We start from the raw sequence: 25,952 nt of genomic DNA on the forward strand, positions 1-25,952 counted from the left end.
AAGTTAAAAACTTGTCATTTCATCACTAAATATCCAATTTTTCTTGAACTGCAGCAATTTCACTAGAAGCCGCATCAAGTTCTATATTATTTGTGTCTTCTAAATTTTTAAATGCAGTAGATAACATAAGCTTTATCCTATTTAATTGATTAACTTCACTAGCACCAGGATCAAAGTCTACGGCTGCTATATTAGCTTTAGGATACCTTCTTTTAAGCTCTTTTATCATTCCCTTACCTGTAACATGGTTTGGTAAACATGCAAAAGGCTGCATACATATTACATTTTCAGTTCCACCTTCTATTAACTCTACCATCTCCGCTGTTAGAAACCATCCTTCACCTGTTTGATTTCCTAAAGAAACTATATCTGATACACCATCTGCTAATTCTTTAATAGATTTTGGAGGCTCAAATCTTTTGCTTTCATGAAGAGCCTTCTTCATAGGCTTTCTAAAATACTCTATTGCATCTATCAATACATTAGAAAGAATCTTTGATTTCTTATTATTATGAAGATATCTATCTTTAAAAGTAGCATTATATGAACTGTAAAGCATAAAATCCATTAAATCTGGCATTACAGCTTCTGCTCCTTCTTTTTCTATAACATCTACCACGTTATTATTAGCAGTTGGATGGAATTTAACTAAAATTTCTCCTACAAGACCAACCTTAGGTTTCTTTACATCATTTATTTCTAATTCATCAAACTCTCTAACTATATCTCTAACATTTTTCTTAAAGGTTTTAATTTTTTTGTTTTGAGAATCCTTCTTACATATATCAACCCATTTTTCGTAAAGTTTATTTGCAGAACCTTCAACCTTCTCATAAGGTCTAACCTTAAAGAGAACTCTCATTAAAAGATCCCCATAAAGGACTGCTTTTATAGCCTTTATACCAGTAGACACACCATATGTTATTCCAGGATTTTTTTCAAATTTCTGAGCACTTATTGCTATTACAGGTACATTTCCATAGCCTGCATCCTTTAAAGCTTTTCTTATAAAGCCTATATAGTTAGTTGCTCTGCAACCTCCACCGGTTTGCGAAATAATAACAGATGTATTATTAAGATCATATTTTCCTGACTTTAATGCCTCTAGCATTTGCCCAACTACTATTATAGAAGGATAACAAGCATCGTTATTTACATGCTTAAGTCCTTCATCCACACACTTTTTGTCTACAGAAGGCATAACAACCAGATTATATCCCTCACTCTTAAGTGCCATCTCTAAAAATTGGAAGTGCATAGGCGCCATTTGTGGCATTAAGATTGTATGTTTCTTTTTCATTTCCTTAGTAAATACTATTCTCTGTGGATTTTCAAATTTTCTTTCTGGTTTTACACCATTTTTTTCTCTTTCACCCATGGCAGCTTTAAGTGATCTTATTCTTATTCTTATAGCTCCTAGATTGCTTCCCTCATCTATCTTTATAAGAGTGTAAATCTTACCATATTGGTCTAGTATCTCTTCAACTTGATCTGTTGTTACCGCATCAAGTCCACAGCCAAATGAATTAAGTTGTACAAGTTCCAAATTGTCCTCACGAGCTATAAAGCTTGCTGCTGCATAAAGCCTTGAGTGATATACCCACTGGTCAACAATTCTTAAAGGTCTTTCAACATTTCCTAAATGAGCTATAGAATCCTCTGTTAATACAGCCATATCAAAACTATTTATCAGTTCAGGTATACCATGATTTATCTCCGGATCAATATGGTACGGTCTCCCTGATAAAACTATTCCTTTTTTGCCAGTCTTCTTTAAATACTCTAGAACTTCTTCACCTTTTTTTCTTATATCCTGCCTTAAATTTTCTTGTTCCTGCCATGCTTTATTGACAGCTTCATTAACTTCTACTTTAGTTAAATTAAACTCCTGAAGCTCTTCTAGAAGTCTTGATTTCAATTTTTCTTTGTCATCCAAGGATACAAATGGATTTTTAAATAGTATGTCTCCATCTCTAAGACCATCTATATTATTTCTTATAACCTCCGCATAGGATGTTACTATAGGACAATTGTAATGATTAGATGCACCTTCCTGCTCTTTTTTCTCATAAGGAACACAAGGATAAAATATAAACTTTATACCTCTTTCCATAAGACTAACAATATGTCCATGTGTTATTTTAGCTGGATAACATACGGACTCAGAAGGTATTGTATCCATTCCTTTTTCATAAACTTTTTTAGAAGATCTTGGTGAAAGCTCAACCCTAAAGCCAAGCTCTGTAAAGAAAGTATGCCAAAAAGGATAATTTTCATACATATTTAAAACTCTTGGTATTCCAACAATGCCTCTCTTAGCTTCTTCCTTCTTAAGTGGAGTATATCCAAAAATTTTCTTATACTTATAATCATATAGGTTTGGAAGATCATTCTTTTTAATATCTTCTCCCGCGCCTCTCTCACATCTATTTCCTGTTATAAAATGTCTTCCATCTGAAAATTCATTTACTGTTAAAAGACAGTTATTAGCACACTTTCCGCACCTTCGCATATTTGTGTTTGTTTTAAATCTTTCAAGTTCGTCTTCTCTTAACAATGAAGTATTATAGCCCTCAGTTAAGCTCTCCTTCGCTATAATGGCAGCTCCAAAAGCACCCATAAGACCTGCAATGTCTGGTCTTATAACTTCCCTTTCAGATATCATTTCAAAACTTCTTAAAACAGCATCATTATAGAAAGTTCCACCCTGCACTATTACCTTTTTTCCCAAATCCTCAGGGTTTCTAACCTTTATAACCTTAAAGAGAGCATTTTTTATTACCGAATATGAAAGTCCTGCCGAAATTTCTCCTATTTCAGCTCCCTCTTTCTGAGCTTGTTTTACTTTTGAATTCATAAATACAGTACATCTTGATCCTAAATCAACAGGATTTTTCGACATGAGTGCGGCCTTCGCAAAGTCACGAACATCCATATTTAATGATTTTGCAAATGTCTCTATAAAAGAGCCACATCCTGATGAACAAGCTTCATTTAGAGTTACAGAACTTATTACTCCTTCTTTTACTCTAATACATTTCATGTCTTGTCCACCTATATCTAATATGAAATCCACACCTGGTTGAAAGAAATCAGCAGCTTTGTAATGAGCTACAGTTTCTACTTCACCTATATCAATTTTTAATGCTGCCTTTATTAGGCTTTCACCATACCCTGTAACTGTACTATTGGCTATATAAGCACTCTCAGGAAGCTTACTATATATATCCTTTAGAATCTTTATTGAACTATTTAAAGGACTTCCTTCATTACTTCCATAGTAAGAATATAGAAGTTCTCCTCCATTAGATATTAGAACTGCCTTAGTAGTTGTGGAGCCGGCATCTATTCCTAAGAAACACTTTCCACTATACTCCTGCAAATCTATTTTTTTAACCTTATTTTTATCATGCCTTGTTTTAAATTTATTATAATCAGCTTCATCTTTAAATAGAGGCGCTAATCTACTTACATCATCATTATTAGACTTATTAAGCTTTAGAAGCCTTTTCTTTATATCTCTAAAAGTTATTATTTCTTCTCCTTTAGAAGATAATGCAGCTCCCATTGCAACAAACAACTGAGAGTTTTCAGGAAAAATCACTTCAGATTCTTTCAAATTTAAAGTCTCAATAAATCTTTGTCTTAATTCCGATAAAAAATAAAGAGGTCCTCCTAAAAAAGCGACCTTACCCTTTATAGGCTTACCGCAAGCAAGACCACTAATGGTTTGATTAACCACTGCTTGGAATATTGATGCTGAAATATCTTCCTTTGCCGCACCTTCATTTAAAAGTGGCTGAACATCTGTTTTCGCAAAAACACCACATCTTGCAGCAATTGGGTATATGCATTTATGCTCTTTAGCAAGTTTATTCAATCCAGAAGCATCCGTTTTTAAAAGAGTGGCCATTTGATCTATGAAGGCTCCAGTTCCGCCTGCACAGGTTCCATTCATCCTTTGGTCTATATTATTATCATAAAAATAGGTTATCTTTGCATCTTCTCCACCAAGTTCTATTGCAACATCCGTCTCTGGAATAATCTTTTCAATAGTGTTGGTACAAGCTATCACTTCCTGAATAAATTTAACATCCATCCATTCAGAAACAGATAATCCCCCCGAGCCTGTTACCATAACGGTAACATTTTCATCTTTAAATTTTTCATAAGCTTCAGTTATAAGGCTTATGATAGTAAACTTTATATCAGAATAATGTCTTTCATATTTACTATATACAATTTCATCATTACTATTTAAAATTACTATCTTTACAGTAGTTGACCCTACATCTAAACCTAAATGTAAATTTTCTCTCATAGTTACCTTCCTATCTATTTTAAATTCAATTTAGTATAACACATAAATTATTTTTTTTAAATATATTAAATATAATAATTCCAATTATTTATTTGATAGTATTATTTATCTTCAAATAATTATTATTGGGATTATTTTTACTTTAGTTGAATATTATTACATATAATGGATATAAATTTAAATACAAACTTATTAAAGGAGGCCGTTAATATGATATATTTTAATAAAGCTACAGATTACTACAACAAAAAAGATTATAAAAGAGCTCTTTCTATGTATAAAAAAGCCTTAGAATTAAAAGAAAACGAATCTGCTTCACTATATAATTCTGCGGTATGCCTTATAAAATTAAAGGAATATGAAAAAGCTATACCTTTTATAAAGTCCGCAATTAATAAAAAAATAGATAGCAGATACTTCTTTAACCTTGGTTACTGCTATGCTATGATACGAGATAAGAAAAAAGCTTTAATGTATTTCAACAGAGCTTGGGCTCTTAACTACGAAGACTCTGATTGTGAAAAAGCTATAACACTTATTTTAAATGGTTATAAGAAGTTTTCATTTTAGTAAGAATAACATAGGGAAACCGTGCATTTATTAATTTATATATTATATTCTTAGATTTAGAATATTAATACATAAGTTAAGTTTGATATTGGTTTCCCTATAATTCAACTATATTATTATTTATTACTAAAAACCTTAATCTTCTCCAAAATTTTGTTTATAGTATTAACTTTTCTACATAAGACAATATACATTATAATTGATAAAAACTCAAATATGAAGCTTCCATAGTATATTTTCCTAAGAATTACACTTACACTTCCACTTCCATTTTTGTTGATAATAAAGCCTGAGGTAACTCCATTTAAAGTTAAATCTCCCCTAGTACTTTCCCCTTTCAAGTCTAAACTCCAAAGAGGTGTAGGTGATTCTATATAGTTTATAAGTAATCTTTCTTTCTTAGGATTATCAACATAAAAGTTTCTCTTCATAGAATCAACTCTTGAGTACTTTACTTTTTTCCTCTCTACCTTAGATGGAAAAAACTCATCAAAATTATTTCCCTCAAACATTATTAGATTATCAATTGATATAAGCTCAGAATAATGATAAATATTATAATTTCTTATTTCTATATAGCCATCATTCTTTTCTTCACCTCTGCATAATATATGAAATTGCATATATGCTGCTCCTTTTGGAACTTCTACTACTTGTTGATATGAATTCCACTCTTTCTTAAATCTTTCATCTATATCACTTATATAAGTAGCTGATATAACTCTAGTATCTTTGTCCATAAATACTATTTTCATATGTCTATTACGAGCAAAGCTTGACACTACATCCGCTTGAAACAAATATTCATTTTCTGGTATCACATCTATCTTCTTAGATGCATAATCATACCAATCATTAGATTTTGTAGCCTTCACATCTATCCTAAATACACCATTATCAATTCTATTATTCATCATATTCTCATTTATCTTTTCTTTTGAAGGATTTGAAGTATTCTCTTTATTATCACTCTTCTTATCTATCTGTTCATTATATCTAAACTTATGCATATCATTAAAATTACTCAAACTTGGAGCATTGCTGTTAAATTTTATTTTAATAGTGTACCTGCCCTTATTAAGATGTATATCCTTTAACTCCACTCTTTTCATATAATTCATTTGATCTGGTATATTTTTTAATTCATACTGAAAATTACTATTCAATGTATCTAAATCTATAACCTCATTTTTGTTATCCTTTGTTTCTGAAAATTCATCACTTAATATTTTTCTTTCTATTACATTGTTATCCTTAAGATTTTGAATTTGAAAAGTCACATACCCACTATTTCCTTTAAAGGCATTCATGTTTATAGCAAAAGAGTAATCTCCATTCTTTATCACATCTATATCGCTTTTTAAAGCACCATCTTGTGAACTTATAGCCCTTCCCATGCTTAATTTAGGGTATATTCTGCTGCTTTGAATATTGCCTGAATACTCAAAGTCATTTTCCGCTTCAAGTTCATAAAAAATATTACATTTATCCGCCGTCTTCTCAATCTTTTTTGTAACAGTATTATATTCATTTTCAGGAATCACTGTAAACAAATTTATAGCATTAAACCCCTGCTTATTTTCAACCTTAATAGAATTTTTACCAGAATCAAAATGAAACTTTCCAAGATAAATCCACTTAAATTGACTTTTCGATTCATCAAACGTATCTACATAAACAGATTTTTTTCCAACCGTTACTTTTAATTTTCCTCCGCTCTTAGACACTAATGCTCTTATATAAACCTTTGCAGTTTCAGCTTTTTTTACCTTCTTATTCATAACAAAACTATTGGATATTTTATATTCACTAAGATCATATATATTAACATCATGAATCTTCCAATAAATTTTATGCTTAGGATTTTTATACGATAAAATTTCTAGTCTCATATATTTTGTTTTAGGTGGTGATACACACTCTCCTGTAAAATCCATAGATTCAAAATCAACACTATCTGAGGGTTTTACAATATAACTACTATATATTTCATGCATATTTGCATCATAGAACTTTGCTTTAAGATGCATCTTATTAGTATTTTTACCTGAAATATTTATTTTAAATTTATAAGGATTGTTTTCCCTAGCTTTTAAAACTCCAGATTTAGCGACCTCCCAATTGTTAGCCGAATCACCTTCAGCAATCTGCCCTTTAACCTCCGGGGCATTACTGTTTTTATCTCTTATATCAGCTTCTATTTTATACTCCCTAGGATTTTCTGATACAAAAAAGCTATTTTTCTTTAAAAGTGTTTTAAAATCCACTATGTTCTTTCCTTCAATCCTATCAACTTTATTCGGAGGAGCATTTAATTTCATTGTAGAGAAGGTATATACTACTCCTGAATTAAAATCAAAATCAAAAGGAAAGTTATTTATATCCTTTGATTCTAGAAGCCAAAGCCAATCACCATTTTGGCACAGTGTTTTAGCCCAATTCATGTATCCGTCAGCGCTATCAACTGCATCAAATGGAAGAAGATAATCATCCTTATTTAAATTGCACATTAAAATATCATCTAGACTAGAAGCTTCAATATAGTCTCCTTTATTCAGAATATCCATATATGATTTTGTATCTATTGAGGAAAATATAACTCCTAAATTCTTAAAATTAAAGTTTGGTATGCTATTATAACTCTCTAGTTTGCTAAATCCATATGGCGTATATATTTTTTTAGGGACATTCGACAAATACGGAAGACTATTCTTAACATCATATAGAGCTGTTATTTTGTTCTCATAAATCTTTTTGATAGAACTGTCTTTATCCAAAATCCTCCTATTGAAATTTTGTCTTTCGTTCTGCCCATCATACTCCTTATGATACACAAATTGATCTACTCCAAATGCACTTATTAGCTTTCCTATGTTTTGAGATAAGCCTCTATCCATTAAATACTGAAGAAAGTTAATATAGTATTGTATATTAACAGAATTACCTTCATGTTGAAAAATAGTATTTTTAGAGGATGAATATACCTGTATATCTCCTGTTGCCTTATCCATTCCATACCTTTCTCCATTCACATTCCAATATGGGGTTGAAACCCCTGTTTTAGACTGCGTCATATTATCTGAAATAGGAAGATATAAGACTTTACTTGCAAAATTGCTTTTATTCTTAAGCTTATTTTGCAGTTCTGAGTATTCTTTTGGCTCCTTAACCGGACTATAAAATCCACTTATATAATGTACATAAAATGGATATATGTATATTAGTAGGCTTGCAAGCAATAGACCTACAATTGATAAAGAAAAAGCCTTGAAGTATTTGGATTTTTCAAATATTATAGCAATCGAATACACTCCAAACATCAGTAACACACTAAAAAAACATATCATAAGCGCTACCATCTTATTGGGATCTCTAAATATGCTGCCAATAACAGGCAAATTATTTATTCCTATAAATATACTATAAAACCAATCTAAATTAGGTCCTGTCGATACTATAAGAAAAATCACACCAAGAAAAGTAAAACAAAGAATCAGATATCTTTTTCTTGTTTTAAGCACAGCTGCATAAAGTATTATAGCTAAAATTACGCCTCCTGCTATATAAAAACTCAAATTAAGGTTTTGAATATTGAACATAGGCCACCAATAAGATGCAAGATAAAGTATATTTTTTATAGAACTGTATTTCGCAAACAAAAAAAATGTGTCAACTACATTCACATTATGTTGAGAAACTTGAGCTTTTAAAACTATACTAAATACATACATAGACAACCAATATGCATTTACACATATAAATATAGGAATAAATATGAATAACTTTACTGTGAAATTTATCATTATTGCTTTAAAACTATATTTTCTTTTTATTGATGCATCTATAAAGAGCTTAATAAAAATAAAAGAATTTATAATAAGAATAACTATGATCCCGTAAAAAAAGTAATGTATTGCAGCAGCACTTAGTGCAAAAACAATACTTAACATAAACATATCAAATATATTTCTCCTATATATTTTAGGACTTAATATATCATAATCTTTAATTATAATTTTCTCAAATCTATAGTAAAAAGCATTCAAATAAAACATCAACATTAGTGGAAAAAGGCTGTATCCACATAAAAGATAAATATGCTGAATTCTTGTTATAACCCACGGATTTACAGCATAATATAATGCACCTGTTATAAGAATACTTTTTTTAACAAGGTTATCTCCCTTAGAAAAATATATATTTATTAATTTATTTCCAAATACATACATAGATATTCCTGAGGTTAGTATTATTCCTGTAAGAAAACTTTTGAAAAAAACAGCACCACTATAATTAAATATAATAGACAGTAAATAAAATGGAGTGGTATACATTAAACGTGCCACATTTAAAAGCGTTGAAGTACTCCATCTCTCATTCCAAACTCCAAAAATTTCATCCATATATCCTTTTGATGAGAATCCAAAATCTATATCGCTGAAAACAACATGTCCACTTTTATATAGCGGATGAAGTATAAGAATTGTCAATGAGCTTAGTACTAAAATGCATAAAAAATCGTATTTGTACTTATAAAAGAATTTCTTTAATTTATCTCTAGTTTTCTTCATATATTAAAACTTCCTCACTTTTTACGTTTTAGAATTTGAGATACTCCTACGAGAGTGAGAATGACATACATATTTATCATACCAATTGTTAAAATAGGATGTCTTAAATATCTTTTAAGATTACTTCCTCTATATAAAACTGGTCTAAAAAAATACCATCTTTTAAGTGTCTTTATAAACCCTCCTTCTTCTGACTGAATTGTCTTATCCATTACAGAAAAATAATACATTTTTTTCTTAAGTAAATTTCTTAAAGTAACAAACTTTTCATCATGATAAACCTTTGTAAATACAGCTCTTTTAACTACTCCTCCCTTTTCAACATATCTTATAGTTGGTTGAGTTTCTTCAAAAGAAATTTGACTTGGATTTATTCCTCCTGATAAATCATAAGCATCCATCCTCCAAAATCTTGCCGCCTCGATAGAATTTTTGCCCATATCCTCACCTGAGTTATTTATTATATTCCTTTCAAAAACCTTGACTTTAGAATAAAAATTTTCATATTCTGAGAAAGCATATTCAGGTACTATAAGTGCCCCTACATTTTTATTTTTGTTAAAGAAACTCATACATTTCTCGATTAGATTATCTTCTAAAATCATATCTGAATCTATTATATATATATATTCACTTTCTAATTTCTTTGCAAGTGATATTGCCTTACCTCTAGCTATACCTCTTTCCTTATGTACAAGTGGTATAAACTTAAATCTAGAATCCTTCTCTTGAATTTTCTTAAATAACTCTTGAGAACCATCATTTGAACCATCATCTGCTACTATTACAAATAATTTATTATATTTCTGTTTTAAACAACTTTCAATACACTTTAATGCTTTTTCCCTATTATTATAAGTTGAGAAAACAATTGATACTATACCTTCCAAAGCCATTTCTCTCCTTTATATAGAGAAACACCTCAAAACTTATACATTATTTAATATCTCCATATCATTTCTTGAGGCTTTTCTCATTTAGTTTATTTATAAAATCATCAAAATACTTTGATGTACTGTCCCAATTAAATTTCAATGAAAAATCATGGGCATTTTTTCTCTTCAGGCCGTATTCATTTTCATTTTCCAGAATGTTTTTCATGAAATAATACAAATTTTCAGGAGTATTTTCCTCACATAGATACCCTGCTTTTCCCTTATCCACTGCATCCACTAGTCCCTTAGAATTGTAAACTACAGTTGGAGTACCGACAGCACCTGCCTCTATAACAGTTAGTCCAAAGCCTTCACGTATTGACGGAAACAAAAGTGCCTTCATTTTACTCATTAAAGAAAGCTTTTCTTTTTCGGACACAAACCCCCAAAATGTTATATCCCTATTTTGACCTCTATTACCATAAGTTATATTGTTTTCCTTTAAAATAGGAAGTAATACTTTTTCAATATAATCATCCTTTTTCTTTCCAATAATCCAAAGCTTACTATTAGGGTAATCTTTTTTCAAAATGCAATATGCTTTAACAGCAGCATCTATGCCTTTATAATTAACAAAACGCCCTATATATCCAAAAATATTATCTTTTTCTTTTAAAAGTGAATCCTTATCCCATGGTTTAAAATTAATTCCCTCTGGAAAGATTGTAACCTTATCTCTATCAAAACCTATATCTATAAGATCCTTTTTGGTTGAATCTGATACTGTAATAGTATAATCATTTTTATACAATCTTAAAGTAGGGGTTTCAAATAAATATCCCAAAGTACTGATAGGAAACCTAGCATTTATATGCCATATTTCCCTCGTTAGCTGATGTATAAAGAATATCCTCTTTTTTTTAGGAACCCATAGTGGTGTAAAGAACTTGTGGGTGTTACACTGGTCTACAACAAAATCAATCTCATCCTTATTTGTTTTATAATACTTTTTAGCTTCACTTATTACCGATAATATATTTCCACGCCTTATGTAGGTTACATTATCTATAATTTCTTTTTCCTTTGCTCCTTCAAAAGTAGGAGAGAAATGTGTTATATCATATTTATTGAAATCCAGCCTTTTAAGCATTTCATGGGTGAATACCTCAGCTCCTCCACTTTTAGGACATTTTATGTCTCGCCACGACAGAAATAATATATTAATTTTATTGTCTTTCACTACTACTCTCTCCTTTCTTTTAGGTTTTGCTTAAGAATTCCTGCTAATAATATAAAAAATAATACAGCGTAGAATCCAATTTCAATATATATAATTGAACTTATACTTTTATGAAATAAAGCTATTATAATAACAAATATAACAGCTGCTACAAACAGAGTTACAAAATGCATCCATTTTTCAATTATCATGTAGATATTTACTATCATGAAAATAAAACTCAAAAAAATATATGATACTATTCCTATAAACAAGTAGTTTTTGGCTGATGCATATGCTTTTCCAAAAAACATTGCTACCGTGTATGGCATTACAAATTTGTAAAATCCAAGAGTTAAAACACTTATAGCTATCATTATTAAAAACAAATTTCTAATGCAGTTATTAAACCTTTTTCTGTCACAAAGTCTCTCAGTTAGAAGTGGAATAAATACTGTAAATATACTGGAAGAGGCAAAAGTTAAAAGTTGATTATATTTTAAAACCACTGCAAATATTCCAGAATTTTCTGGCAAATAATAATTCACCATTATCATATCAACTGAAGTAAAGAAGTTAAAAAAGAAATTTGCTATATAAATATTTGCAACCTTTTTCATAATTCTTTTAGAAATCCTAGCTTTTTGCTTAAAATTTATTAGCTTTCTCACCTTATACATTCCATGAAATAAAGAAAACACCATACCAAGTAATATAGCTAACAGCGCCGAATGTATATTTCTACTATTTTTCAGTAGCACAAATAATACTGCAATTTTAGATATTACTTCAATATAAAAACTTATATTAAGCATGAAAAAGCTTTTCATTCCTTGAAAAATACCTCTTATAACACTCAATATAATATTAGAACCAAGTGTAAGAATTATTATAATAAGACTGAAAAAATCGCTATTTGTAGCCTTAATAATGACTGAAGAAAAAACAAGCATAAAAACAACAATAATTAAAAAACATATTAATGAACAATTGAGTATACTTTTTATGTCAGGTTCCTTATCTTCTCCTTTTGAAATATATTTTGCTGTATAAGTTTGAAAGGATACTCCTAAAACAGTAAGAATTGATATCAATGATAAAAGCGAATTAAGTCTTCCATAATCCCGTGGAATAAGATACCAACTTACAAATATATGAAAAAAGTAATTAACTCCATTTAAACTAACATCTAGCACAGGAAATATTATTTCTTGGATTCTCTTTTTTCTACCTAGCTGATTTGAGATATTCTGAATATTCAATGGTTTCCTCTATTATTTTCTTATAGTTTTCTCCTACCGTTATAGGTTTTGTCAGATATCTGTATACCTCTCCCTTATTAATAGCCTCTATTATAAAAGAGGAATTATAATTTCCTGACAGTGCAACTCTAACAATTTTAGGATACTTATTCTTAACTATCTGTAAAAGCTGAAGACCATTTATTCCCGGCATAAGTATATCTGTTACTATTACATCAATATCATTATTCTCTAAAATTTCTAAGGCTTCCTTCGCGCTAGAAGCATAAAACTTATTGAACTTTTCACCTTTTAAAATACCATCAAGCGTCTTTAAAATAAACTTTACATCGTCAACAAATAATATTGAATTCTTATACATAACCCTACCTCCTAAACAAAATTAATTCATATTTCTATGTAATCTTTTTATCTTAAAAATACTTTTTATAAATTTCAAAGAGTCCTTAATTATATTTACATGTGAGCCTTCTCTATCCGTGCACTTAACAGGAAGTTGAAAAACTCTAAATTTTAATTTTTTTGCAATATATAGCATTTCTAAGTCTATAGCTAACTGCATATCCTCATGTAAATACGGCAATATATATTTAGCACAATTCCAATTCATTATTTTTAATCCTGTCTGAGAATCATCTATCTTACAAGGAAGAAGCGGTTTTGTCACAAATCTCTTAAAAAAACTCACAATTCTCCTAGCAAGATTCCTATCATCTGCTGTTTTATCCTTAGTTCCAATTACTATATCATAGTATCCAAGCTTGATTATATTTAACATTAAAGCTATATCATCAATCTTAAATGAATCATCAGAATCCACAAAAATTATTGTATCTGCACGTATGTAGCTAAGAGCTTCTATATATGTGCCTGCTTTTTTTGTATTGTAATCCAACTTATAGTAGGATATACTTGCCTTATCATCTATCCATTCTACATTTTCTCTATAGTGTTCTAAAAGCTTATTTACTAATTCTTCTGTTTGATCAGTACTTCCATCATTCAAGAAAAAAATACTAGCATTTGTAAATCCTTTTTCTATCATGATTTTTATCTTACTTATAAAATCATACACATAATTAATTCTAGCTGCTTCATTGTATATAGGAATAACTACAGCTATATCCGATGGCTTTATAAAATACATTGGCTTTAAAATACTTTGAATGTTATCTACAATCTCATATGGATATTTTCCTTTCCATCTAAGTATCTTTATTTGCCCAAGTCCTTTTATATCATTTAGATACTGGAACTCTTCAGTTAAAGAAGTCTTAGCATTTACGACAATGAGAATAGGAATCCACATATTTGATAATCTAATGATATTGCCTATAGTAATGCATTTTGATGAACTATCTGTATCTACTATAACCAAAGAATGTGAGATTTCCTTAATAAAGTTAAGCTTGTCCATATTAAATATGTCTATATCATAAAATGTAATCACTTCTTTGTATGGTATATTGCGCTTACCATCAGTTATTATAAGTATTTTATTATCCATCTTTCGCCCTCCCCGCAGACTCCAAATTTTGCTAACTGCTATTTATGTTTTTTTACAATTAATTAATTTTTTTATATATAAATGCAAAAATTTGTTTATATTACATCACTACCAAATTATATCATAATATCATAAATGCTACAACCATAGTAAATTTAATTTTTAACAAAACTATTAGGTGTAATCTATATTTCCCTATATTAAGACAAAAAAATAAAGGATAGTATTTAATTTAAACACTATCCTTTAACTATTATATTAATTAAAATTATAATTACCATTCACCAATTACCTTTGAATTTCTATGATCTATATTAAATGATCCATTATTAAAGTAATTTCCACCTTTGGCAAATGTAGTATCAACATTAATCCATGTGCCCATTTCCGGAACATATACCTGATTCCATGCATGGCTTACCCATGATGTACCATTAAAGCCCTCTCCTGTTACTAACCTTACCTTTATATTGTTTGCTCTCGCCATGGCTACATATAAACATGAATAATCAAAGCATATGCCTTTTCTTGTATTAAATGTTGGAATAGCACCAGACTTAACATTATAGTTATTATTTAAAACCATATTTGCCTTCTGGTAATCATAGTCTATATCATACCCTATCCAATCATACAACTTTCTTGCTTTATTTAAGTTCCCTTTTGAAGCAGAAGTCAAACTTCTAGCAAAATTATTAATTTGATCATTTGATCTTATACCTTCATCTAAAGTTACACCGTTATAATAAACAATAACATTAGAATTACCATCTTCAACATTTGAAGCATTGTCATCATTTTTTAATGCATTTCCCACTTTATTAAGGCTATCGGTTTTCGTCACAATCTTAAATGAATTGTCCAAAATATTAGGAAAACTTTTAGCTACACTTGAATTAGTTACAGGTATTATTATTCTCTTGCATAAATAGTTATATGCTTTTGAATCCTTAAGATAACTATTTATCTTCATGCTTGGATTTATTATAGCAACAGCGTTTAACAAAAATAAAACAGTTACGAGGTAACATACTGCTCTTGGAACTTGAACTACCGCTCCAATTATTCTTTTAACAGTATTGCTTTTATTAGATATAATTCTATCTAAAACGTCATATATATTAAAAAAAGTATATCTTGCTATTAAATTTAGCACTACAGAAATAAGCTTATATACTATATAAACAAAGATAGGTATAATTATAAAATATAATATATATGGCTTACTTGCTAAAATACTCGATATTTCACTTGGTATAAATTTATATATCTTACTATTTTCATAGTTTAAGAAAATAACCTTATAATATCTTATTCCTATAAAAATAGCTACAATAAATGATATACTATTAATCAGATTTTCAGTGTCCCTTTTTAAGTCATACGAAGAGAACTTAAACAAAAAGCCCCTAGCTATAGGAAATAAAAATAAAAATACTAAAATTAAAGTTACAGGATTAGTCTTCAAATTAATCACCTCGATATCGACTTAGTTATTTTCTGAAAAAATTTCCTTTAAAACCTCACCTATTTCACTCCAAGAATAGCCTCGTCCCAATAAGTAACTGCTTAATTTTCTTTTTATTTTAAGCTTATCCGTTTCTCTTTTAGCGATGTTATTAAATTTCTTTAATGCAACTTCTCTCATTGCTTCAATATAATTTTCATTATTAGCTGAATATTTACTTAGCTTTTCATCTATAATACTATCATTTATTCCTTTTTTTATAAGACCATACTTTATCTTAACTTTACCTTGTTTATTTATTCTTTCCTTTATATAAAGTTCCGCATATCTCGAATCATCAACAAAATCATACTTTCTAAGAAACTCAATTACACGCTCTATAATTTTTTCATTAAATTCTTTTTCTCTAAGCTTTACCCGTATTTCTTTTTCTGTTTTAAAGGTTTTTTCAATAAAGCTCAAGGCTCTACTCTTAGCATATAAATAATTATCCTCTTCAATTATATCTTGAAGATAATCTAAGTCAACCACTTTACCTTTTTTTAAACCATGAATATATATCAATTCAGTGTTACACGAAAATGAATATTCATTATCAATATATACGTTAACCCTATCTTTTTTTTTCTTCTGTGCTTCTATTTTAGTTATAGTGTTTTCTTCCAAGCTACACACTTCCTTTTGCTTTCACTACATATATTGAAGGATTAGTTAGTACCTTTAAGGCAACTTTTCTTACATCTTCATTTTTTATGGTATCCGCATATCTCATATCTTCTACAAATTCATATATATCTTCACCATCCATACATTGATGAAGTACATAGTTTCCAATATCAGTAGTATCCTCTATTGTAAAAGCAAGAGATGTCTTTAAAACCTTTTTCATAAGTAGAATAGAATTATCATCCAGCCATTTTTCTTCATATTTTATTTTTTCAATACAGTTATTTATGCTATCGATAGTTTCTTTAACATTCTCATTATTTACTGCTGTATAAATGTACATTGTTTTAACATTTTTTGATAAGTTAAGATCCGAATATATATCATAAGCAAGTCCTTTATTCTCTCTTATTTCTCTAAACAATATGCTATTTGCACTTTCCCCTAGCTTATAATTTAGTATCTTAAGAGCTGCTTCCTCGAACCTATTTAAATTATAGGCAGTAAACATATATATTATACTGCTTTGAGATATATCTTTCCTATGACTTGTAACAATTTTAGGTATGTTTTCTTCCACAATTATGTCTTTGTCCTTAACTTCCCCTTTATTCCAATCTCCAAAGTACTTCTCTACTAAATCAAATACCTGCTCATGCTCAAGTTTTGACACAATGACTATAAAACAATTATTAGGTATATAATACTTTTTATAAAAATCAAAGATAAAATTTCTGCTAAAACCTTCAACATTTGCTTTAGTACCTATTGTGTCATATTTTAATGGGCTTTTTGAAAATCCAATTTCATGTACTTTAGTATAGCAATAATCCTCTATATCATCCTTGCCACTGTTTAACTCTGACAATATTACTTTTTTTTCTTTTTTAAATTCCTTTTCATCAAAGGATGGATTTTGTATCATATCTGAAATCAATTCTACAGCCTTAGTCATCTCTTCATAAAGTGCAGTTACACTATATACTGTACAGTTATAATCTGTATAAGCATTATACTCTCCTCCAAGATTCTCAAACCTTTTATTTAACTCCTCATTAGTTAGGCTTTTAGTACCTTTAAAAAGCATGTGCTCCACAAAGTGAGATGCCCCTCTTTCTTCATTGCTTTCATATATGGACCCTATTTTAACACCAACGTGTAAGGAAAACAACGCTGTTTCCTTTTTTATAGAAATAACTTTTATTCCATTATGTAAATTTAATTCCTTTGAATCAAAAATATTGTTATTCATCAAACTCTCCTTCATTATTAAGGTTTATATATTATAATTAAATACAACAATCCATAAAATAAATTATACCTCAAATATATGGTAAAATGATATAAAAAAATAAAAAATATAGAGCTTATATAAAATCACTATACACACCTTATAAAGTGATATTTAATACTAAACCCTATATTTTATAGCCAATATCAAAATTCTTTTCTAAATATACATTTTCTTCAAAGAAAGAATATTTCTTACTTCATCACTTAATCTATCATAATTAGAAAACAAAGCCTCTACCATATCTATTCCATGCATATTTATAACAAAATAATTCTTTGTAATTTCCCCCATTATTCCTTTATCTATTGGACTGTCTGTTATAATCAAGTAATTATTTATTTGATCTTTATAATTGGATATAATATCTAATATACCCTTACTTGATGTAACATCCTGATCTTTTAAAATACAAACTCTAATTATATTTTTAGTAAATTTCAATTTATCTTCACTTACAATAAGATATGAATTCTTATCATCATTATCAAAATTAGAGCTAACTTTATAATTCATGGCATTTAAAATTTCCTTTAAAACCATATCAAATTTACTTTTATCCATTTTATAAATTATAGCTTTGATGCATTCAAGTACATCATTATATAATTTTTTCTCTTTCTTTATTATCTCATTAACATTACCACTTGAAACAAGAAGTCTTCCTATCTCCGCCTCACATCCAAAAACCATGTTAATTGAACCACTTGATTTTAAAGACTTTTTAAGGTCACTAGACATATCATCTTCACTTATATGTTTTCCTAACCACTTTACTTTAAAGGTATTTGGGTATTTAGGATATTTAGACGGATTGTATTCATAATCTGATTCAACTATCCCTATATAGTACTTTCTACTTTGAGAGTTATATGAAAGTATCTTATCCCCTTTTGAAATTTCCTTAGAAAACTTCCATATATACCCTTCACATTGAATTCTCATCATTGGTGTTTCATCACTATATACTTCATCGCATCTAACTAGAAGCTTATCCTTTGTATCATATTGGGTAGGATCACCTATCTCTGGAAACCCAAATGTAACCACGCTATCTTCTACCCACTTGTTAATAAGATTTTCACTTCCATTAACATTATTAATCATCCACCAATTTGCCACTCAAATTCCTCCCTATTTTCACCATAACATATTATATTATTCAAACCTCATGAACTTTTTTAGCACTTTATTTTTTTCTATAACTGCTAATAGCGGAAGTCCAAAAACATAACAAGCTACTAGCTCTCCTACTCCTACACAAATCGCATTTACTAAAAAAGGAGCATGAGTTACTATCTTTAATTCCATTCCAACAATTACTGCATTAACTATTACAGGTGGCAGAGGTGCAATATATTTCTTAAATTGAACTTTACTCTTACCAATAAAGTATGTTAAGCATGCCGCTATAAAAGTAGCTAAAGTTCCAAATAACATATCCATCTTCATAATGCTAAATATATTTGCTACAAAACACCCCAAAGTAAGCCCTACAATATAATATCCCGAAAAAAACGGCAATATTGTTAATGCTTCTGCTACCCTTACTTGAATTTGCCCATAAGCAGAAAAATATAACGTCAACGTAAGAACAGCATAAACTGCTGCTATAAGCGCATTTGATATTAAAATTCTTAAAGTACTTCTTTTGTTCATGTAAATTTACCTCCATAGTTTTATTTATAGACAGGATGGTTTCGAACTGTCTTAAATTAAGAAAACTAATGTATATACTATATACTTATTCCTATATTAATTATCCGCATATATCCTATAATTGATTTTCGGAAATATATTATCCATTCCTTCTATTTTTTCAAGTTCACTGATTTCAAGAGTATTTTTAGTTATATCATCATAAAGTCTCATAAACCTATCAATGTGAGTATTTATTCTCCTTATAGCATAATCTACAGTTGTATTATTTTTTATAATAAAAGACCAATCAGAGGCCTCTGCTAACATAAGCTCTCTAGCTGCTTGATTTAATGCCCTTTTTTGAAGTTCAGAAGGGTTAATATAACTATTAGCAAGTCTTACCATTATTTCTTCACACTTATGAATGTCTTTATACACCCAATGATTTGAAGGATTTATCCAAACTGAATAATCTCCATTTTCTCCCCAACTTGAGGGACTTGGACTACTACATTGAACCATTGAATTATTTTTTAAATACTCTGTTGGAGTTATAAGCTCATAAGAAGTCCAATCTTCTGCACTTTTTCTTATAAAAGCATTTATAAAATCAGGACCTTCAAACCACCAATGTCCATACAGTTCAGTGTCATAGGGACATGTTATTATAGGGGGCTTATCCATATTAGCAGCTGCTGCATTTATTTGATCATGCCTGCAACTAGCAAAATGAGATGCGTGCTCCCACACTTTCTTCATAGCATTTTCCCTATTATATATGCCCTTTTCTCCAGAATTTCCAGTTATTTTATAATACTTAAATCCTGTATCAATTCTTATACCATTTTCATTAATATATGGCTTAATATATTCCATTGGAAGTTCAAATCCTATATCCCTATAAAATTCCCTATAATTGAAATCACCTGGATATCCCATAAAATCGCTCCATACTTGATATGAGGAGTCCATATCCCTACCAAAGGCACATACTCCACTTGGCGCTGCTATAGGTGTATTGGTTCCATACATAGGTTTAGGCGATGCATAATCAATAGCCTTTCCTTCTGAAATAAAATACTTTATTCCAAATTCACTAAGTATATTATCAATGCCATAAGTATACGCACATTCTGGAAGCCATATCCCATTTGGTTCATGACCCATTGTATTTATATAGGATTGAACCCCTGTTGCTATCTGTGCTTTAACTGCCTGTCTGTTAATTAAAATAAGGGGCAACAGCGCATGAGTTGCAGCACAGGTTATTATTTCAACACATCCTAATCTATCGTATTTTCTAAAAGCATTTATTAAGTTGTTATCATATTTTTCGTATATTTTAAGTGTATTTTCAGCTCTTTTATTATAAAAAAGTGCTACCTTATTTTCTTCTCTGTTATTTTTTGTTCTTAGTATTTCTTTTTCCGAAAGTTCTATGGTTTTTTTTAAGTAATTTAAATATCTAGAATTTAAATATTCATCTTGAAGCATAGACATAAGAGGCGGTGTTATGGACATAGTCATCCTAAACTTTATATTGTCCTTTAAAAGATTATCATAAACCTCAATCAAAGGAATATAGCACTCACTCATAGCTTCAAACAACCATCTTTCTTCAAGTGAATCTCTTGTCTCTGGATGTCTTACAAATGGCATATGACTATGCAAAACAAAGTTAACATATCCTTTTTTCAAAATTATCCCCCTTGCTATAATTTCTTTACTTTAGATGAACCAGGTGACATTTTGCGATATTTTGTTTCATTTTCTTCCATTTGTTTTTGAAAATATTCGTTATAATATCTATACGAATATATTTTTATATCTGGATAGTTTCTAATTTTTTTTTCCTTCCATAAAGACATATGGCTTTGTCTCTTTATGGATATCTTGCTTATTGTTTTTCTCATCTAATTCGTTTACTTCACTATCTTCCTGTTTCTTAAAATTTTTAGAAACATCAACGTAATACACTGCTGAATCTTCTGATATATGAGCTCTTGGCGTTGTAACTGTATTTGAGACAGCCAAAGCTACAAATGTACCATCAGGAAGCATCCTTCCAAGCTTCACAAAAACATCCATATCATCTTTGTCTAATTTTATATACCAATTATCAGCCATAGAATCTATGTATATAGTTCTAATTTCACTTGCATTTCCATCTAAAACTTCATATATCTTTAAAACAGGTTTTGAATTTTTCCACAAATCTTCTCCATATCTGTACTCAAATTCTTTAATTGTTATAGGTGAAATATTAAAATAGCAAAAAATATTATAGGCATTTTGAACTAATAATACTAATTTCGTCTCATAACTTCCAAGCATTTAATCACCTCTTGTCACTATATAAATTCAAACTAATATTTTAATTGTGTAAAAATTTCAACATCTGTTCAACCTTTTATCCTCATTTGTTAAATTAATTATAACTTAAAACACTAAACATGTCACGTACAAATTGCCCCCTCTCCTCTGGCTTTTATTTAATGTAAGCGCTGTATGATACGCTTGTACATTATATTTTATTATAGATAACTTCAAACCCTTATTATCAGTATTTTATACTTTGTACAAATTTAGTATATTACTACAATTTAAAAAATATAAATGAATATAAAGTTTTTACAAAATTATTTTAATAGTAAGGAGGTGTAGATTAATTTGAAGATATCAAAATTCCAAAAAATTATCTTTGTTCTAATTCTTATCTTGATCATAGAAATAATACTTGTGATTCAATTTTATAAAATGAGCCCTACTAATTCTAAACTTTCTGGATACAATTCTAAGAAAAAAATACTTATAGTTGTAGATGTAGTTAGTAACAGGATGTGTGTATTTCAAGATGATAAATTACTTAAAACCTACACTATAGCAGGTGGAAAACCTAGTACTCCATCTCCTATTGGAACATGGACAATTGTTGGTAAAGACACCTGGGGAGAAGGCTTTGGAGGAAGATGGATGGGATTTAACGTACCTTGGGGTAAATATGGAATACATGGAACAATATTCCCAGACTCTATAGGTGGGAACACCTCACATGGATGTATACGAATGAGAAATGATGACGTAAGAGAGCTTTATAAAATAACCCCTGTAGGAACCAAAGTAATAGTTCAGGGAGGTCCTTACGGTAATTTTGGTTCATATCTGAGAAGTATAAAACCAGGAGATCGTGGATCTGATGTATACGAAGTCCAAAAAATTCTAAGGGAAAAAGGCTACTATAGCGGCACTCCTGATGGAATTTATGGAGAAGGCATGAAATACTGCATACATAAGTTTCAAAAGGACAATAATTTATATATTTCTGACATTATAACAAGAAAGTTCTATGAAAAGTTAGGTGTAGATTTAACAGAGTAATTTTCAGCTCATATTGACAACTTAACCTACTTTTTCTATAATCAGATTAAACGTAGCAGAGTAGATATTGTGCGTCAAGTGTTAGAGGATGGGAAGTTGTCTCTAAACGAAAAGCTTAGTCTTGCGGTTCAATATCGCTTCCGCTGTTACATTAAAGGGATTTTGGAAATAACTTTACCACTTCCTCTCTTTAATGTGGCAATCATTAAGGAGGAGAGGAGGTTTTTTGTTTTTTGAATAAGTAAGCTGCGTAATCTTAAGATAGGAGTAACAAACAATGAATAAAACAAATACAAAATTCCTTGTAACCACAGCATTATTTATAGCTATTTCTATTATAATAAAAGCCTTTGGTATTTCTATAACTGGAGGAGGTATAGTAATAATGAAGATAAACTTTAGCGCTATTTTTTACCTACTTCCAGGCTTATTATTTGGTCCACTATATGGTGCCATTGCAGGTGGTGCAACAGATTTACTTGGTTTCTTGATAAATCCCACTGGTTCTTATATTCCAATTTTTACACTAACCAATATTTTAGCTGGATTTCTGCCTGCTTTACTCTGGAAGAAAGTTAAGCTATTTTCCACAAATATATTAAAAAAAGTCTACATTGCAGTCTTTGTTTTAATTTTCATTATAGGTATGATAAACTCCATTATAAATTTCATATCAAAACCATCAATTTCAAAAACTTTTTTAAACTTAGGTAAAAATTCAAGTTATGCAGGGCTTGTTTTTGTCATAACAAGCATAATAGGCATAACTGTATTTATCATAAATGAAATTATCGAGAAGAAATTCAAGAAATTTTACTTCACTTACTTATCCTGTGACTTTTTCAAAATATTTATCTCCGTTGGACTTTCAGGACTTTTAGTATCAACCTTAAATACGATTTTTATGCTTATCTTTACACCAGCCCTTTACGAAAAAGGTTTTATGATTTTATGGTTCCCTAGAATAGTACAAACTATTATAATGACAATGATAAATTCATATGCATTATCAATTTTAATGTATTTATACAATTTCATTGATAAAAAATCCTTAAGCAGGGCATAAAAATTCCTTGAGCTTAATGAATAAGTTTATTAAACTATTTCATTAAGCTCTTTTAATTATTTACTTATTGTATTATTGTCTTCTCTAAACCCTCTACCGTTAATAACTAATTATATACTTTTTGTAAAAAAAATCAATAATCTGTATGCTCTTAATCAGCATAATTCCTTTACTAGCAGTTTCTGTTTTTTCTGATTTATACTTTCAAAAAACTTTAACAAATGAAATAGCAGAAAAAAACCTTAATTTAGTTTCTGAAACTAAATATAGAGTTGAATCTTTCATAAATCAGCCTATTTCTCTTATAAAAACATTATCAACTTACCCATCAATTACTGCCTTTAATACAACCGAGTCGAAGCCAATATTAGTTCAAGCTCAAAACAATGAAAAATCTAGTTCTGGCGTTCAGATTGTCTTAGATGATTATAATGGAAATCAAATTGTACGCGGTGATGATAATAGCCTTGTAAATATATCAAAACGTGACTATTTTAAAAATGCTATAAAAGGTGTTTCTGAAAGCAAACAAATAGTCTTAGGTAAAAATACTAATATATTAACTTTAAATGTTGGAATTCCCGTAAAAGATTCTTCTGGTTCTATAAAGGGAATCCTACAAGGTGGAATACCATTAAAAAAAATAAGCGATTACGTTAAGAATTTATCCATAAATGGAATGACTGTTTATATAGTTGACAAAAATGGCCTAATAGTTGCTCACCCAAATAATGATTTAGTAGTATCTAGAAAAAATTTAAGTAATATAAGTTATATAAGAAGTGCACTTTCTAGTAAAAAAGATGGTACATACACCTATAAGGATGCTAATAAGGGCAAGATACTAGTAAGCTCTACTTATGATACACATACAGGTTGGCTTATTTGTACTGAAATTCCTTACTCCATTGCTATGAAAAGTTATAACAACTTTAAATACCTTCATGATAATATTTTGTATCCTCGTATGCGCTGTCATTTCCATAATTGGACTTGTGATTTCAGACAAGTTAACTAATCCACTGATAAAACTACAGAAATTATCAGATCTTATTGCAAGCGGAGATTTGACTACAAATGATTATGAAATAAAATCAAATGATGAATTTGGAAACTTGACACATTCATTTTTCACTATGTCTCAAAACTTAAAAAATCTTATAATTCAAATTAAAGAAAGTTCCTCACGTCTTGAGGATGTCTCTACTGAAATGTTAAAAAGTTGTAGTGAATCAGCCTCTGCGTCCTCTGATATATCTCAAAATATTGTTAATGTAGCTGATGACTCTAATACATCCCTAAATAAGTTAAATGAAGCCAATGATAGCGTTCTCAATTTAATAGATGTGTTTTCTCAGGTTATTCTAAATGTAAACAATATAATTTGCAAAGTTGAAGAAACCTCTTATGTATCCTCTAAAGGCAAAATGGACATAAATAAAATTACTGAACAAATGCTTAACATAGAAAATAGAGTTAATTCTTTATCTGAAGTTATCTCTAAATTAAAAACACACTGTGACAACATAAATAACTATAGTAACGTTATTTCCGACATAGCTGAAGAAACAAATTTACTTTCCCTAAATGCCAATATTGAAGCTGCTCGTGCTGGTGAAAATGGAAAAGGCTTTAGTGTTGTAGCTGATAAAATTAGAAGTCTTGCAGATGAATCAGGTAAAGCCGCTAGTGAAATAGGTAATCTAATACGAGAGATGAATGAAGACTCAATAAAAGCTATAAATTCAATGAATGCTGGAAAAAAAGAAGTTACTAGTGGAAAAGTTATTGTGGAGCAAACTAATTTAACCTTTAATGAAATAGCGAATTCTATAAACTCTATTTTAGCTGCAACATCCGAAGTAACGGCTTCAATGAGTACCGTAAAAAACTCAAGTGAAAATGTATCTTCAACTATGAGTTCCATAAAAAATATAACTTTGAATAACTCTAGCAAGATACAAAATGTTGCTGCCTCTACTGAAGAACAATCGGCATTTTCTGATGAAATTAAAAATCAAGCTACAAAACTACATGACGTATCTAGTAAATTACATGATAATATAGCTACCTTTAAGATATAAGAGGAAGACAGCAAAGTAAATACTTTGCTGTCT

At 29.4% G+C, this 25,952-nt stretch carries 20 protein-coding genes and 1 riboswitch; of the genes, 5 read left to right on the forward strand and 15 right to left on the reverse strand.

Annotated features, from left to right (window positions below; translation table 11 throughout):
* Positions 1-25 precede the first annotated feature (25 nt).
* Positions 26-4,321, reverse strand: coding sequence for an acyl-CoA dehydratase activase-related protein (locus CA_RS12325; RefSeq protein WP_010965697.1), 4,296 nt, complete (start codon positions 4,319-4,321; stop codon positions 26-28).
* Positions 4,322-4,531: 210 nt separating this feature from the next.
* Here CA_RS12325 and CA_RS12330 point away from each other — a divergent pair, with 210 nt between their 5' ends.
* On the forward strand, positions 4,532-4,891 hold the full coding sequence (locus tag CA_RS12330) for a tetratricopeptide repeat protein (RefSeq protein ID WP_010965698.1): 360 nt from the start codon (positions 4,532-4,534) through the stop codon (positions 4,889-4,891).
* Positions 4,892-5,007: 116 nt separating this feature from the next.
* Here the strand turns inward: CA_RS12330 and CA_RS12335 are convergent, their stop codons facing one another.
* The 14 genes from CA_RS12335 to CA_RS12400 all read right to left on the reverse strand — a co-directional run bounded on the left by CA_RS12335 (position 5,008) and on the right by CA_RS12400 (position 21,725).
* On the reverse strand, positions 5,008-9,462 hold the full coding sequence (locus CA_RS12335; protein WP_010965699.1) for an MFS transporter: 4,455 nt from the start codon (positions 9,460-9,462) through the stop codon (positions 5,008-5,010).
* A gap of 14 nt (positions 9,463-9,476) precedes the next feature.
* Positions 9,477-10,358 carry a glycosyltransferase family 2 protein gene (locus tag CA_RS12340; RefSeq protein ID WP_014518981.1) on the reverse strand — a complete coding sequence of 294 codons (882 nt, stop codon included), beginning with the start codon at positions 10,356-10,358 and terminating at the stop codon, positions 9,477-9,479.
* A gap of 58 nt (positions 10,359-10,416) precedes the next feature.
* Positions 10,417-11,577 (reverse strand): glycosyltransferase family 4 protein, encoded by a 1,161-nt coding sequence (locus CA_RS12345; RefSeq protein ID WP_010965701.1) that lies wholly within the window; start codon positions 11,575-11,577, stop codon positions 10,417-10,419.
* A 2-nt stretch (positions 11,578-11,579) separates the two neighbouring features.
* Positions 11,580-12,818 carry an oligosaccharide flippase family protein gene (locus CA_RS12350; RefSeq protein WP_010965702.1) on the reverse strand — a complete coding sequence of 413 codons (1,239 nt, stop codon included), beginning with the start codon at positions 12,816-12,818 and terminating at the stop codon, positions 11,580-11,582.
* Positions 12,784-13,179: a response regulator gene (locus CA_RS12355; RefSeq protein WP_010965703.1), complete on the reverse strand. Its 396-nt coding sequence runs from the start codon at positions 13,177-13,179 to the stop codon at positions 12,784-12,786. Before CA_RS12355 ends, CA_RS12350 begins: the two co-directional genes overlap by 35 nt.
* 21 nt (positions 13,180-13,200) lie before the next feature.
* Positions 13,201-14,325, reverse strand: coding sequence for a glycosyltransferase (locus CA_RS12360; RefSeq protein ID WP_014518982.1), 1,125 nt, complete (start codon positions 14,323-14,325; stop codon positions 13,201-13,203).
* Positions 14,326-14,599: 274 nt separating this feature from the next.
* Positions 14,600-15,793 carry a transglutaminase domain-containing protein gene (locus CA_RS12365; protein WP_010965705.1) on the reverse strand — a complete coding sequence of 398 codons (1,194 nt, stop codon included), beginning with the start codon at positions 15,791-15,793 and terminating at the stop codon, positions 14,600-14,602.
* Between the two features lie 21 nt (positions 15,794-15,814).
* Positions 15,815-16,459 carry a recombination regulator RecX gene (gene recX, locus CA_RS12370; RefSeq protein ID WP_010965706.1) on the reverse strand — a complete coding sequence of 215 codons (645 nt, stop codon included), beginning with the start codon at positions 16,457-16,459 and terminating at the stop codon, positions 15,815-15,817.
* A gap of 1 nt (position 16,460) precedes the next feature.
* Positions 16,461-17,711 (reverse strand): M16 family metallopeptidase, encoded by a 1,251-nt coding sequence (locus CA_RS12375; protein WP_010965707.1) that lies wholly within the window; start codon positions 17,709-17,711, stop codon positions 16,461-16,463.
* Positions 17,712-17,909: 198 nt separating this feature from the next.
* Positions 17,910-18,872, reverse strand: coding sequence for a restriction endonuclease (locus tag CA_RS12380; protein WP_010965708.1), 963 nt, complete (start codon positions 18,870-18,872; stop codon positions 17,910-17,912).
* Between the two features lie 36 nt (positions 18,873-18,908).
* Entirely contained in the window at positions 18,909-19,409 is a 501-nt protein-coding gene (locus CA_RS12385; RefSeq protein WP_010965709.1) for a QueT transporter family protein, read from the reverse strand.
* Positions 19,410-19,505: 96 nt separating this feature from the next.
* Positions 19,506-21,089: a glycoside hydrolase family 57 protein gene (locus CA_RS12390; protein WP_010965710.1), complete on the reverse strand. Its 1,584-nt coding sequence runs from the start codon at positions 21,087-21,089 to the stop codon at positions 19,506-19,508.
* Between the two features lie 14 nt (positions 21,090-21,103).
* Positions 21,104-21,259 carry a hypothetical protein gene (locus tag CA_RS12395; RefSeq protein WP_162470141.1) on the reverse strand — a complete coding sequence of 52 codons (156 nt, stop codon included), beginning with the start codon at positions 21,257-21,259 and terminating at the stop codon, positions 21,104-21,106.
* The gene (locus tag CA_RS12400) at positions 21,231-21,725 is read right to left on the reverse strand and encodes a DUF4912 domain-containing protein (protein ID WP_010965711.1); all 495 of its coding nucleotides are present in this window, start codon (positions 21,723-21,725) and stop codon (positions 21,231-21,233) included. The genes CA_RS12395 and CA_RS12400 overlap by 29 nt, the downstream gene beginning before the upstream one ends.
* 342 nt (positions 21,726-22,067) lie before the next feature.
* Here CA_RS12400 and CA_RS12405 point away from each other — a divergent pair, with 342 nt between their 5' ends.
* The 4 genes from CA_RS12405 (at position 22,068) to CA_RS12420 (ending at position 25,919) form a co-directional block, all read left to right on the forward strand.
* Positions 22,068-22,769 carry a L,D-transpeptidase family protein gene (locus tag CA_RS12405; protein WP_171779426.1) on the forward strand — a complete coding sequence of 234 codons (702 nt, stop codon included), beginning with the start codon at positions 22,068-22,070 and terminating at the stop codon, positions 22,767-22,769.
* 54 nt (positions 22,770-22,823) lie between these two features.
* Positions 22,824-22,917, forward strand: a riboswitch (THF riboswitch).
* A gap of 129 nt (positions 22,918-23,046) precedes the next feature.
* A complete protein-coding gene (locus CA_RS12410; RefSeq protein WP_010965714.1) occupies positions 23,047-23,835 on the forward strand; it encodes a folate family ECF transporter S component in 789 nt (262 codons plus the stop codon).
* 145 nt (positions 23,836-23,980) lie between these two features.
* Positions 23,981-24,853, forward strand: coding sequence for a cache domain-containing protein (locus CA_RS12415; protein ID WP_010965715.1), 873 nt, complete (start codon positions 23,981-23,983; stop codon positions 24,851-24,853).
* Complete coding sequence (locus CA_RS12420) at positions 24,831-25,919, forward strand: methyl-accepting chemotaxis protein (protein WP_242663029.1); 1,089 nt, start codon at positions 24,831-24,833, stop codon at positions 25,917-25,919. The genes CA_RS12415 and CA_RS12420 overlap by 23 nt, the downstream gene beginning before the upstream one ends.
* Positions 25,920-25,952 lie beyond the last annotated feature (33 nt).

The sequence above is a fragment of the Clostridium acetobutylicum ATCC 824 genome, from assembly GCF_000008765.1.
Taxonomy (GTDB): Bacteria; Bacillota; Clostridia; order Clostridiales; family Clostridiaceae; genus Clostridium_S; species Clostridium_S acetobutylicum.

Bases quoted from the DNA above. Each gene is read 5' to 3' on its own strand.
- CA_RS12325 (WP_010965697.1), bottom strand. From the start codon at position 4,321: ATGAGAGAAAATTTACATTTAGGTTTAGATGTAGGGTCAACTACTGTA.
- CA_RS12330 (WP_010965698.1), top strand. From the start codon at position 4,532: ATGATATATTTTAATAAAGCTACAGATTACTACAACAAAAAAGATTAT.
- CA_RS12335 (WP_010965699.1), bottom strand. From the start codon at position 9,462: ATGAAGAAAACTAGAGATAAATTAAAGAAATTCTTTTATAAGTACAAA.
- CA_RS12340 (WP_014518981.1), bottom strand. From the start codon at position 10,358: ATGGCTTTGGAAGGTATAGTATCAATTGTTTTCTCAACTTATAATAAT.
- CA_RS12355 (WP_010965703.1), bottom strand. From the start codon at position 13,179: ATGTATAAGAATTCAATATTATTTGTTGACGATGTAAAGTTTATTTTA.
- CA_RS12360 (WP_014518982.1), bottom strand. From the start codon at position 14,325: ATGGATAATAAAATACTTATAATAACTGATGGTAAGCGCAATATACCA.
- CA_RS12375 (WP_010965707.1), bottom strand. From the start codon at position 17,711: ATGAATAACAATATTTTTGATTCAAAGGAATTAAATTTACATAATGGA.
- CA_RS12385 (WP_010965709.1), bottom strand. From the start codon at position 19,409: ATGAACAAAAGAAGTACTTTAAGAATTTTAATATCAAATGCGCTTATA.
- CA_RS12395 (WP_162470141.1), bottom strand. From the start codon at position 21,259: ATGTCTTTATGGAAGGAAAAAAAAATTAGAAACTATCCAGATATAAAA.
- CA_RS12400 (WP_010965711.1), bottom strand. From the start codon at position 21,725: ATGCTTGGAAGTTATGAGACGAAATTAGTATTATTAGTTCAAAATGCC.
- CA_RS12410 (WP_010965714.1), top strand. From the start codon at position 23,047: ATGAATAAAACAAATACAAAATTCCTTGTAACCACAGCATTATTTATA.
- CA_RS12415 (WP_010965715.1), top strand. From the start codon at position 23,981: ATGCTCTTAATCAGCATAATTCCTTTACTAGCAGTTTCTGTTTTTTCT.